The organism is Zunongwangia sp. SCSIO 43204 (assembly GCF_019904275.1).
Classification (GTDB): domain Bacteria; phylum Bacteroidota; class Bacteroidia; order Flavobacteriales; family Flavobacteriaceae; genus Zunongwangia; species Zunongwangia mangrovi.
In genome coordinates this window covers 2177142-2189717 of the sequence record NZ_CP063204.1, presented here as the reverse complement: position 1 = coordinate 2189717, position 12576 = coordinate 2177142, and the positions used below count along the sequence as shown (strand labels likewise).

14 protein-coding genes and 1 tRNA gene are annotated in these 12576 nt (G+C 36.2%); 10 read left to right on the top strand and 5 right to left on the bottom strand.

Going from position 1 to position 12576, the window contains the following annotated elements:
• From INR75_RS20465 to mqo, 7 genes are all read left to right on the top strand, one after another.
• Positions 1-483, top strand: a complete 483-nt coding sequence (locus INR75_RS20465; RefSeq protein WP_255584694.1) for a hypothetical protein — start codon at positions 1-3, stop codon at positions 481-483.
• On the top strand, positions 480-1382 hold the full coding sequence (locus tag INR75_RS09680; protein WP_223091734.1) for a carboxylesterase: 903 nt from the start codon (positions 480-482) through the stop codon (positions 1380-1382). Before INR75_RS20465 ends, INR75_RS09680 begins: the two co-directional genes overlap by 4 nt.
• Before the next feature lie 3 nt (positions 1383-1385).
• Positions 1386-1556, top strand: a complete 171-nt coding sequence (locus INR75_RS09675; protein WP_084839982.1) for an Arc family DNA binding domain-containing protein — start codon at positions 1386-1388, stop codon at positions 1554-1556.
• Entirely contained in the window at positions 1556-2371 is an 816-nt protein-coding gene (locus INR75_RS09670; protein ID WP_223091733.1) for a Cof-type HAD-IIB family hydrolase, read from the top strand. The genes INR75_RS09675 and INR75_RS09670 overlap by 1 nt, the downstream gene beginning before the upstream one ends.
• 181 nt (positions 2372-2552) lie before the next feature.
• Positions 2553-3818 (top strand): DUF819 domain-containing protein, encoded by a 1266-nt coding sequence (locus INR75_RS09665; protein ID WP_223091732.1) that lies wholly within the window; start codon positions 2553-2555, stop codon positions 3816-3818.
• A 142-nt stretch (positions 3819-3960) separates the two neighbouring features.
• Positions 3961-4710, top strand: coding sequence for a DUF4369 domain-containing protein (locus tag INR75_RS09660; protein ID WP_092544177.1), 750 nt, complete (start codon positions 3961-3963; stop codon positions 4708-4710).
• 138 nt (positions 4711-4848) lie between these two features.
• Positions 4849-6357 carry a malate dehydrogenase (quinone) gene (gene mqo, locus INR75_RS09655; protein WP_223091731.1) on the top strand — a complete coding sequence of 503 codons (1509 nt, stop codon included), beginning with the start codon at positions 4849-4851 and terminating at the stop codon, positions 6355-6357.
• Between the two features lie 116 nt (positions 6358-6473).
• Here the strand turns inward: mqo and INR75_RS09650 are convergent.
• The 4 genes from INR75_RS09650 to idi all read right to left on the bottom strand — a co-directional run bounded on the left by INR75_RS09650 (position 6474) and on the right by idi (position 7837).
• Positions 6474-6547, bottom strand: a tRNA-Thr gene (locus INR75_RS09650).
• Positions 6548-6559: 12 nt separating this feature from the next.
• Positions 6560-6826, bottom strand: a complete 267-nt coding sequence (locus tag INR75_RS09645; RefSeq protein WP_223091730.1) for a hypothetical protein — start codon at positions 6824-6826, stop codon at positions 6560-6562.
• Between the two features lie 85 nt (positions 6827-6911).
• Positions 6912-7322: a 6-carboxytetrahydropterin synthase gene (locus INR75_RS09640; RefSeq protein ID WP_223091729.1), complete on the bottom strand. Its 411-nt coding sequence runs from the start codon at positions 7320-7322 to the stop codon at positions 6912-6914.
• Positions 7322-7837, bottom strand: a complete 516-nt coding sequence (idi, locus tag INR75_RS09635) for an isopentenyl-diphosphate Delta-isomerase (RefSeq protein WP_223091900.1) — start codon at positions 7835-7837, stop codon at positions 7322-7324. Before idi ends, INR75_RS09640 begins: the two co-directional genes overlap by 1 nt.
• Before the next feature lie 162 nt (positions 7838-7999).
• On the opposite strand from idi, the gene INR75_RS09630 reads away from it, so the two are divergent.
• From INR75_RS09630 to INR75_RS09620, 3 genes are all read left to right on the top strand, one after another.
• The gene (locus INR75_RS09630; protein ID WP_223091728.1) at positions 8000-9589 is read left to right on the top strand and encodes a peptide chain release factor 3; all 1590 of its coding nucleotides are present in this window, start codon (positions 8000-8002) and stop codon (positions 9587-9589) included.
• A 285-nt stretch (positions 9590-9874) separates the two neighbouring features.
• A complete protein-coding gene (locus tag INR75_RS09625; protein ID WP_223091727.1) occupies positions 9875-11242 on the top strand; it encodes a sodium:alanine symporter family protein in 1368 nt (455 codons plus the stop codon).
• Between the two features lie 269 nt (positions 11243-11511).
• On the top strand, positions 11512-12069 hold the full coding sequence (locus tag INR75_RS09620; protein WP_223091726.1) for a hypothetical protein: 558 nt from the start codon (positions 11512-11514) through the stop codon (positions 12067-12069).
• A gap of 24 nt (positions 12070-12093) precedes the next feature.
• Here INR75_RS09620 and INR75_RS09615 read toward each other — a convergent pair whose 3' ends face one another.
• Entirely contained in the window at positions 12094-12408 is a 315-nt protein-coding gene (locus INR75_RS09615; RefSeq protein WP_084839970.1) for a DUF3467 domain-containing protein, read from the bottom strand.
• Between the last annotated feature and the right edge of the window lie 168 nt (positions 12409-12576).

The following is a 12576-nucleotide window of genomic DNA, read 5'->3' as shown; positions in this document are numbered from 1 at the left end:
ATGCGCGTATTTAAGGAAGAACAGCGATTCAATCAATGGTGGCTTATTGTAATTTGCATACTTGCAGGGATTGGGATTCTACTAAATTTGGCGAGGCTTCTGGATCTTTCGGGAGAAATTTCAACAGGTAAGTTATTGGGATCTAGCCTAGGATTAATTGTATGCGTTGGAATCTTTTTTGTAAAAATGCATACTAAAATCGACAAATCTGGGATAAAGGTTTGGTTTAGTCCGTTTGGGTTTACAAAAAAATACTATCACTGGGAAGATCTAGAAAATGCTCATACCAGAAAATACCGCCCGATTAGTGAATTTGGAGGCTGGGGAATTCGGGTTTTCAGAAAACACAAAGCCTATAATATAAAAGGCGATAAAGGCATTCAGTTAAAAACAAAAAAAGGCAAATTCTTTTTAATTGGAACACAGCAAACCTATAACGCAGATCGCGTAATTAATCGCTACTTTAAAAATTCAGAAGAATGAAAAAAATACTATTCATATTATCGATTTTCAGCATTAATTTTTGCTTTGCTCAATTTCAGGAAAAAGAAATAGAAGTTAATAAATATGTTCACGGCACGCTATCCATTCCTTCCGAAGAAACCGAAACTGCAGCGCTAATTATTGCGGGTTCTGGCCCCACTAATCGAGATGGCAGCAATCCGATGCTGCCTAATCATAGTCTGGAAATGCTGGCGCATGGTTTAGCTGAAAATAATATCGCGAGCTTTAGATACGATAAGAGAATATTTAGATTACAAGAGCTAAAATTAACTGAAGCCGACCTTACTTTTGATGATTTTATTGAAGATGCCATTACCGGGATACATTATTTAAAAGACTCACTGAAATATAAAAAGATAGTAGTGATTGGGCATAGCCAGGGTTCTTTGGTGGGAATGATCGCAGCACAAGATAGTGCTTCCGGATTTGTTTCGCTTGCGGGACCTTCAGAAAAAATGAGTACTAAGATCATTGAACAGGTAAGCAATCAATCTAAGGCTTTTGGCGACACCACAAGGGTTCACTTTCAGGAACTCCAGGAAAAAGACACGATCACAAAAGTTAATCCTTTTCTTATGGCCATTTTTAGACCTTCGGTTCAGCAATTTTTAAAATCGTGGGATAAATATGAACCTAAAGAAGAACTTAAGAAACTTGATATTCCCATCTTAATTGTAAACGGAACAAAGGATGCACAGGTAAATGCTAAAGATGCTGAAGACTTAAAAAGTGTGGTAAGTGATGCCGAATTATTACTTTTGGAAAACATGAACCATATTTTAAAATCTGAAGGCGAAACCAGGAAAAATGAAGATGAAGAATTAGTTTTGCATCCAAAATTGATTCCTGCGCTAACAAAATTTATTCAGGAATTATAGAATATGGGTAAGAAAAAGGCATTTGCATTACGGGTAGATGAAGACATGCTAAAAGCTGTTGAAAAATGGGCCTCAGATGAATTTCGAAGTACCAATGGGCAGATCGAGTGGATGCTAAGCAAATGTTTAAAAGAAGCGAATAGACATCCTAAAAATAAAAACAAAGAAAACTAATGAAGTATAAAATTGTCTTTTCAGACATCGACGGTACTCTTTTAAATAAAGAAAGAGAACTTTCCCCACTTACTATAAAAACGATCAAAGAAGTAAAAGAACAGGTTCCTGTAGTTTTAATTTCAGCCAGAATGCCAGATGCCATGCATCATTTGCAGGAACAACTTGATATTAGAGAATTACCAATAATCGCTTACAATGGCGGATTGGTGTTGGTAAACGACAAAGCAATTAGTTCGGTCGTAATTCCGCTGGATACTCTTAAAAGCATCTATGATTTTAATACTGAAAACGATCTAAATGTTCATTTAAGTTTATATCATCATGACGAATGGTATGTACCGCAAACCGATTTTTGGGCAGAACGAGAAGAAAACAACACTAAAGTAGCACCACAAATAAAAGTAAATGCTGAAGTGATCGAAAAATGGACTTCAGAAAATAAAGGTCCGCACAAAATAATGGCGATGGGTGACGAGGATAAAATCGATAAAATAAGTGAGTTTTTATCAAAAAACTACAGGGAAGATTTGCACTTTTATCGTTCCAACAAAAACTACCTGGAGATCGCCAATAAAAAGATCTCTAAATTCTCTGCCATCGAATATTTATTAGAAAATCATTTTAAAATTTCTACGGAAGACACGATAGCATTTGGTGATAATTATAATGATGTAGAAATGGTTGGCGGTGTAGGCATGGGTGTTGCAGTGTCTAACGCTCGCCAGGAAGTAAAAGATGTAGCTACCACCATTACCGGGCATGGTAAAGAAGATGGTGTAGCACAAAGTCTGCATAAAATATTTTCTCTATAACCTACATTTTTAATAGATTAAATACACTTCGCATAGGCTTTTTAAAGAATACCTTTTATTTTGAAATATCCCGATCCCGATACTTATTGGGATCGGGATTTATATAATCTTGATTATCGAATAGAACTTAAAATTAGGAAGGTAGAATATAATTTGTATTTTGCCTGCAAATCTTATTTTCATGGAAGATATGCCGGTTTTCACTAACGATGCAGTTGTTTTAGGATTGCTAATGATCTCGCTTGGTTTTGTTTTTTATACCTCGTCGATCAAAACTGGCTTTTGGGCCAAATTCTATAAAATTGTTCCTGGTGTATTAATGTGTTATTTAATCCCGGCGATTTTAAATTCTGCCGGACTTATAGATTCATCTGTTTCCAATTTATATTTTGTAGCCAGCCGATATTTATTACCTGCTTCATTAGTTTTAATGACCTTAAGTATCGACCTGAAAGCGATATTTAACCTGGGACCAAAAGCCCTTATCATGTTCTTCGCTGCAACGATCGGGATTATCATTGGTGGACCAATCGCGATTTTATTGATCTCTATCGTATCTCCCGATACTGTTGGAGGTGCAGGATTCGATGCTACCTGGCGTGGTCTATCTACACTTGCCGGTAGTTGGATTGGTGGTGGTGCTAATCAAGCAGCGATGTTAGAGATCTATCAATATAATCCTGAAAAATATGGAGGGATGGTTTTAGTAGATATTGTCGTAGCTAATCTTTGGATGGCGATCGTTCTTTTGGGTGTTGGAAAAAGTGATCGCATTGATAGATGGCTTCAGGCAGATAACTCGGCCATAACTGAATTAAAAGATAAAGTTTCAGCATATGCCGAAAGTGTAAAACGTATCCCAAGTTTACCCGATTTCATTATTATTCTTGCTTTAGCATTTGGTGCAGTGAGAATTGCACATTTTGGAGCCGATGAAATTTCAAGCTTCCTGGTAAGCACTTTTGATGTTTTTCAGGATAAGAAAAGTTCGTTGGCCTCTTTTTCTTCTGAATTTTTCTGGATGATCACCATTGCTACGGCTATTGGTATTATTCTTTCATTCACTAAATTCAAAAAATACGAAGGTGCGGGAGCCAGTAAAGTAGGGAGTATTTTCATTTATGTACTGGTAGCCACCATAGGAATGAAAATGGATCTAGGTGCCGTTTTCGATAATCCGGGATTAATAGCAATTGGCCTTGTTTGGATGGCGATTCACGTGATAATTTTACTGGTAACCGCTAAATTGATAAAAGCGCCATATTTTTTCCTTGCCGTTGGAAGCCAGGCCAATGTGGGTGGAGCTGCATCTGCTCCTGTTGTGGCAGCCGCGTTTCACCCGTCACTAGCTACTGTTGGTGTTCTTTTGGCGGTATTTGGATACGTTGTGGGAACATACGGAGCGATTTTGTGTACCATCCTTATGCAATTAGCTTCAGGAAGCTAGAAAACTAAAATTAAAATTCAGAAAAAATTTTCAGCATCATCAAGTATCAGGAAAGAAGGAATTCAAATTTTAACCCGCCAATAATAGTTATAAAATAGAAAAATATAAGATATTTGCCCTGCTTAAAAACCAATACGATACAATGAAAAAACTTAGCTTACTTTTACTTACAGTTCTTAGCATAATTGCCTGCTCTCAAAAAGAAACCAACTTAAAAGTTTCTGGGAATATAAAAGGACTTAAAAAAGGTACGCTTTACCTCCAAATGATCGAAGATACATCTTTAGTAAATATAGATTCTGTTACAATTAATGGAGATTCTAATTTTTTATTGGAGGCCAATATCGATAGCCCGCAAATGATGTATCTATATCTAAACAAGATCGATAATTCTGAATTTGATGATCGTCTTGATTTCTTTGCAGATCAGGGAGAGGTTAAAATAAATACTTCCTTAGAAAAATTTGAAACCGATGCTAAGATCACCGGTTCTAAAAACCAGGAAAAATTGATGGAATATCGTAAAATGATGAGTCGTTTTAACGATAGTAACCTTGATATTATCAAAGAAAATTTTGAAGCTCAAAAAGCTGAAGATGAAGAAAAGCTTATAGAACTAGATAATCGCTACGATCGTCTTCTTAAAAGGAAATACCTTTACACGGTAAACTTTGCTCTTAACAATAAAGACTTAGAATTAGCTCCTTATTTGGCTTTATCTGAAGTTTTTGACGCGAACATAAAGTATCTTGATACCATCTACGGTTCGTTAGAAAAGAACGTACAAAAATCGAAATACGGTAAGCAACTTAAAGAATTTCTAAAAGAACGTCGCGAAGAAGAGAAATTAGAGGAGAAAATTGAAGCTGAAAATGAAGAAGCGAATTCTTAATTCCTGAAAATATAAAATTCCAAGCCGCTTTTTAGCGGCTTTTTTTATTCCTAAATTCAAGAAAATCGATACTAAGCTTTAAGAGAACCTTAGTATAGCTTGCAGGTCCTTTTCTTTAACTTTGAGAAAAAGGCTTATATGATTGCAAAACCCAATCCCAAAGAAAAGTATGATTTAATATGTATTGGTGGCGGAATAATGAGTGCAACTTTAGCACTTATGACCAAAATCATCGATCCCGATGCCAATATTATAATTTTTGAACGTTTAAAAGATGTCGCACAGGAAAGTACTGAAGCCTGGAATAATTCGGGTACCGGTCATTCTGCATTTTGCGAGCTAAATTATACACCACAGCAGGAAGATGGCAGCATCGATATTTCTAAAGCCAAAGAAATCTTTCAGCAATACGAACAATCCAAGCAATTCTGGTCGTATTTACTAGAAAAAGATATGCTGAAAAAGCCCAAAAGCTTTATTCATTCTTTACCGCATCATAGTTGGGTTACCGGGCAAGACAATGTTGATTTTCTAAAAAAAAGACATGATGAAATGACCAAAAGCTTCATGTTCGAGGAAATGAAATTTTCTGATAAACCTGAAGATCTTAAGGAATGGTTTCCGTTGATCATGAAAGATCGAAACCCATCTGAGCCTATGGCGGGAACAAGAATGGAATTGGGAACGGGAGTTAATTTTGGAAATCTAACCGAGCAATTTTTTAAAATTCTAAAAGAAGAATTTAATGTCCCTATTCTTTTAGATCATGAAGTATTGGATATAGATCCCGATGGAAAAGATGACTGGTTAGTTGAAGTAAAATATAATAAAACAGGCTATAAAACTTATTACGATAGTGAACACGTTTTTATAGGGGCCGGTGGTGGCGCGCTTCCCTTACTCCAAAAAGTAGATATCGAAGAAAAAGAAGGTTATGGCGGATTCCCGGTAAGTGGCCAATGGCTATTTTGTAAAAACCAGGAAGTCATCGAGAAACACCACGCAAAAGTTTACAGCAAAGCCGGACCAGATGCACCACCAATGTCTACACCGCACTTAGATAGTCGTTTCATTAATGGAAAAAAGCAATTGCTATTTGGTCCTTTTGCAGGTTTTAGCACTAAATTTTTAAAAGAGGGTTCTTTACTAGATCTACCAAAATCGATAAAATTAGACAACATTCCGTCGATGTGGGGTGTTTTCTGGCATAACATTCCGCTTACAAAATATTTGCTAGAGCAAATTAAAATGGATCATGAAGATCGAATGAATGAGCTTAGAACTTTTGTAAAGGATGCCAAATCGAACGAATGGGAATTAAAGGTTGCAGGCCAACGTGTACAGATCATTAAAAAAGATGAAGAACAGGGTGGCACGCTAGAATTTGGGACAGATGTTGTGCATTCTAAAGATGGTAAGATCACAGCGCTTTTAGGTGCTTCTCCAGGAGCTTCAACCGCAGTACATATTATGATCGATGTCCTAAAAATTGCTTTTCCAGAGAAACTAAAAGAAGAAACGGTAAAAGCCAAATTAGATGAAATGATCCCATTTTGGAACCGGAAAATTTCAGAAGAAAATAAAGAGGAATTTAGAGAAATTCAGAAAAAGACATCCAAATTATTAGAGCTGGATGTATTGCATTAATTAATTAGATGTGAGATTTTAGATTTTAGATTCTAGACTTAGAATTTCAAGTAATACATGTGTAAAGTATATAAAAACAAAAAACTCCTTAGAAAAATCTAAGGAGTTTTTTTTTGAGCCGATGGAGGGACTCGAACCCACGACCTGCTGATTACAAATCAGCTGCTCTAGCCAGCTGAGCTACATCGGCATTACTCTTAAATTAAAGAGCGTTTACTTTTTCAATAAGTTTTTCAGCTTTAGCTTCTAGTTCTTTTTCTACTTCTTTAAAATGCTGAGATTTATTCTCTACATCCTTTTGATTAATCTTTACGATTAGCTCGTCAAAATCTGCAATAGCTTCATCAACTATGACTTCTGTTTTTGCTTTATCCTCTTCTGGATTCGCTTCCTGATGAATGTATGCTGCTTCGATGATGTCACCAAACACATTATTCACATCTCTCTTCAATAATCTTTTACTTGCCATAGCTTATAATTTCGGCTGCAAATTTAAATCATTTTCTGAATATAAAAACACTTTTTCAGAAAAATTTTTTGGCACCTAATGATTTTTAATCTCCTTTATAAGAAACGTAGTTTCTAGGGGTTTCATATAGCGTTACTTCCAGATCTAAATTTGCTCGAAGTTTATCGCGTAATTTATTCCAAATCACTACGGCAATATTTTCTGCAGTTGGATTTAAGCTTTTAAATTCTTCAACCTCAACATTCAGATTTTTATGATCAAAAGGTGTTTCAACTTCAGTATAAATTAGATCCTTTAGTCGTTTAAGATCCATTACAAAACCGGTTTCTGGATCTATCTCTCCCGTTACCGCTACAATAAGCTCGTAATTATGTCCATGAAAATTTGGGTTACTGCATTTTCCAAAGATTTCGAAATTCTTCTCGTCGCTCCACTCCTTTTTAAAAAGTCGGTGTGCGGCGTTAAAATGAGCTTTTCTATGTACGGTTAACCTCATTACGAAATATGATTATAATATTTATCGAATATGATCTTAAACCACTCGGTATACACATCTGGATTCACTTTCATATCTTCTTTCACATCTTCTAAACTCACCCATTTCCAGGCATTTACTTCGTCTGGGTTTGGATTTGGATCTTCATCGTAGTGCCCCACTAAAATGTGGTCGAATTCATGTTCTGTTAGCCCGTTTTGGAATGGTGCTTTGTAAATAAAAGAAATAGTGTCCTTAAGTTCTGTTGTAAATCCCATTTCTTCCATCAACCGGCGTTTGCCTGCCTGGATATTCGATTCTCCTTCGCGTTGATGGCTACAGCAGGTATTGGTCCAAAGTCCCGGTGTATGATATTTGGTAAGCGCACGCTGTTGCAACATAAGCTCCCCATTTCTATTGAATACAAAAACCGAAAATGCACGATGTAGCAAAGCTTTTTCGTGCGCTTCAATCTTTTCCATTAAGCCGATCTGCTCGTCTTTTTCGTTCACTAATATTACCTGATCTGTTCCCATCATAAAATTTAGAGCTCCAAATGTACAAAATCGTACTTATCTTAAAAATCTGTGTTTTTGCGGCCAAAATTCAATATTAGTCAATCGGCTTTAAATAGAACGCACAACGCATGTTTAAAATTCCTTAAAATAATAGTATTTTTGCGCCTCAAATATCGGTAGATGAAAACTTTTCAGAAAGAATTACGACGTAGAAGAACATTTGGTATCATTTCTCACCCAGATGCTGGTAAGACAACATTAACTGAAAAGCTCCTTCTTTTTGGAGGTGCGATTCAGGAAGCGGGTGCAGTAAAATCGAATAAGATCAAAAAAGGAGCGACCAGTGACTTTATGGAGATCGAGCGCCAGCGTGGGATTTCTGTAGCAACTTCGGTTTTGGCATTCGAATATAAAGACATTAAAATTAATATTCTGGATACGCCTGGTCACAAGGATTTTGCTGAAGATACGTTTAGAACCTTAACGGCTGTTGACAGTGTGATCGTGGTGATCGATGTCGCAAAAGGGGTCGAGGAGCAAACTGAAAAACTGGTTGAAGTTTGCCGAATGCGAAATATCCCTATGATCGTTTTTATTAACAAACTGGATCGTGAAGGTAAAGATGCATTCGAGCTTTTAGATGAAATTGAACAAAAATTAAATCTAACGGTAACTCCGCTTTCTTATCCTATTGGGATGGGATACGACTTTAAGGGAATCTACAATATTTGGGAAAAGAACGTAAACCTTTTTACGGGTGATCCAAGAAAAGACATCGAGGATACTATCGAAATTTCAGATCTTAGTTCATCTGAGTTAGATGATCTAATCGGGACGGAATCTGCAGATGAACTGCGCGATGAGTTGGAACTTGCGCAAGGTGTTTATCCGGAATTTGAAAACAAAGCTTACCTGGAAGGTCGTTTACAACCCGTATTTTTTGGTTCGGCTTTAAATAATTTTGGTGTTCGTGAATTGCTAGATTGTTTTATTGATATTGCGCCGCCACCAAGACCAAAAGAAAGTGATATTCGAGTAGTTGAGCCTGCTGAAGATAAATTTACCGGATTTGTATTTAAGATTCATGCCAATATGGATCCTAAGCACCGTGATAGATTGGCTTTTGTTAAGATCGTTTCTGGGAAATTTGAAAGAAATAAGAACTATTTGCATGTTCGCCATGGTAAAAACCTGAAATTCTCTAGCCCAAATGCGTTTTTTGCTGAAAAGAAAGAGATTGTAGATACTTCTTACGCCGGTGATATTGTGGGACTTCATGACACCGGAAACTTTAAAATTGGTGATACACTTACTGAAGGTGAAACTTTAAATTACCGCGGAATCCCAAGTTTCTCTCCAGAACACTTTAGATATATCAACAATGCCGATCCTATGAAATCTAAGCAATTAGAAAAAGGTGTCGACCAGTTAATGGATGAAGGTGTTGCACAGCTTTTTGTACTGGAATTTAATGGACGTAAAGTTATTGGAACCGTAGGAGCGCTTCAGTTTGAAGTAATCCAGTATCGATTAGAGCACGAATACGGTGCGAAATGTACCTACGAAAATCTGAATGTTTTTAAAGCAACCTGGGTAGAAGCTGAAGATGAAAAAAGCGAAGAATTTAAAGATTTTAAACGTGTAAAAGCGAAATTCTTAGCTAAAGATAAACAAGGACAATTGGTATTTTTAGCCGATTCTCAATTCTCTTTACAGATGACTCAGCAAAAATATCCTTCAATCAAATTTCATTTTACTTCGGAATTTTAAGCATCACTGATGCTTTTTTTCCCTTCGGGATTATGCTTAATTAAATTGATTGTCCGGTATTTGTAATAATTGTGATTTTGTCATTCCGGACTTGATCCGGAATCTCATACAGATTTTGAAAAACAGTACTTTAAGGATGAGAACCTGAACCAAGTTCAGGGTGACTTCAGCTCTTATATGTATTATGAATATTCAAAAAAATTAAATTGAAATATTCACGAAACTTAGCCTTAAACGATCAAGAATAGCTGTTTATTTACTATATTTTCGGCATAAAGCTGAATTATGGAAAGTATCGACAAGTTTGTCGCAGATTTTGCCTCTGCCGTTTGGGGATTGCCATTGGTTATCTTGCTTATTGGCGGTGGAATATTTTTACTGATTTACTCTAAATTTCTTCCGTTTCGATATTTAGGTCATTCTATCGATCTTTTAAAAGGTAAGTATGACGATCCTAACGATCCGGGTGAAATTAATCACTTTCAGGCTTTAGCTACGGCTTTAAGTAGTACGGTGGGAATGGGAAACATTGCCGGTGTTGCTGTCGCCATTGCAGTAGGTGGCCCGGGTGCTGTTTTTTGGCTTTGGGTGAGCGCCGTTGTAGGAATGGCAACCAAATTTTTCACCAATACACTGGCAGTCATGTACCGTGGTAAAGATTCTGAAGGAAAAATTCAGGGTGGTGTGATGTATTTTATTGTAGAAGGTCTGGGCCGAAAATGGAAGTTTCTGGGCATCTTTTTTAGTGTGGCCGGTCTTATTGGTGCACTGCCTATTTTCAATGTAAATCAGCTTACCAAAGCGATCAATTCAATACTTTTAGAACCAAACGGAATCGCTACTGGAAACGTTTCTAATTTTTCCATTGGTGTTATTCTTACGATCATTACCTCCATCGTGGTTCTAGGTGGTTTATATCGAATTAGCCGAACGGTTTCTAAACTTGTTCCGGCGATGGTAGTGCTTTACTTCTTTTCAGTTTTAGCGATTCTATTTATCAATTTTGAACAACTTCCGCAGTATATTTCTCTAATTTTCACAGATGCTTTTGCTGCAAATAATTATCAAGGAGATCCTCTTTTTGGCGGCTTGTTAGGCGGATTGATTCTACTTGGGATACGTCGCGGCGCATTTTCTAACGAAGCGGGTATTGGTACTGCAACTATGGCTCACGGTGCTAGTAAAACCTCTCAGCCTATTCGTGAAGGACTGGTAGCAATGCTTGGGCCAGCAATAGATACATTGGTGGTTTGTACATTAACTGCACTTACAATTTTGGTTACGGGCGTCTGGCAAACCAGTGAAGCTAGCGGTGTTGCTTTAACCGCTAAAGCATTTGGTGATTCTATCCCGGTTTTTGGACCTTATCTTCTACTAATTTGTATCGCTGCTTTTAGTATTTCTTCTTTGTTTTCATATTCTTACTACGGAACCAAATGTCTTTCATTCCTAATTGGAGCAAAACATAAGCATTGGTACAACTATTTTTACATTATTAGTATTATGCTTGGCGCCACTACAGAGCAAAGTATTATCCTGAATCTTATTGATGGTTTCTTTGCATTAATGGCGATTCCTACCATGATCTCCACATTGATACTTGCGCCTAGAGTTATGAAACAGGCAAAGTTATATTTTAGCCAGTATAAGTGATTTTGAAGAAATCTTTCTTAAACGAAATAATCCGAAAAATTGAAGAATTGAGAGAACAAACTATACTCTCAAATCTCATTTTATTTTTAGCTGGAACAGCATTCATGCTTATCTCAGTTACGTCCATAGTAGTGATATTTAACTTTCATTGGAGTTTGGAGAATATAAGTGCTATACTCTTATGTTCATTACTTTGCGGACTTACTTCGTTACTATTAGGAGTGATAACTTTAGCCTTTTCAAGAAAACCTTTCCATTATCTACTAGTAATGCCTGTTATTTTCATATACTTTATGATTGGTGGTTTTTCTTCTAAATATATCAGAAATGATCTATTACCATCAGATCATGGTAGCTATATTGGTTTCACAACAAGGGCAACAGACCAAAAAGAACTAAGTCTGGAGAATATTACAGATGAACGAGGATCGAAAACAATTATAGTTGAAGAATTTACGGATCCAAAGATCAAAGGCAGAGTGGTAAAATATCAAACAGATCGTTACAACACTCTAAAAGCCATGTATAAAGCAGAAAATAGCCTCGTAATGGAATCCAGCCATATGTATTGGCAAACTGCCGTGCTTGAGGGCTTTTTCTATCAAGAAAATTCTAATAACTGGAAAAATGGTTTTTATGGTTTTCTTAATATCTTGAATTTCATCATTCCCATATATCTTAGCCTATTTATTTTTGAAATGATACTTCTCTTGTTATCAAATTACAAACTTTCTATGCTAGATCTCATCTTCCATAGATCCAAGGAAGATCCTACAGAAATGAATAAAAATACAAAAGCCTCCAAATTTATCGAATCTGAAGGCTAATATTATATAATTTCAGGACATCCTTTAAGCTTGCCCTGTTGGACCAAAATTCATTGGAATTGGTGATTTTTCGTAATCTTTTATTTCACCGTGTTGTTTCTCAAATCGTTCTACATTATCCGCTAATGCTTTTAAAAAGCGTTTTGCGTGCTGCGGTGTAAGAATAATTCTGCTTTTCACCTTACTTTTGGGTTTCCCCGGCATAATATTCACAAAATCTACCACAAATTCTGAGATAGAATGATTTATTATGGCAAGATTAGAATAGGTTCCTTCAGCAACAGCTTCATCTAATTCAATATTAATCTGGCCTTGTTTCGGCTTCTTCTCTTCACTCATCTTTAAATGTTTTTTTCAATTATCGAGAGACTTAATTTCTTTTCAGAATAAATAATGGGTTAAAATATCGATTTTCAACAATTCCCGATCTAATTATTTCTTTAAAAATACAAAAAATCCCGTCGTTGAATTTATCAAGACGGGATTTTGCTATTTACCACGTATGTT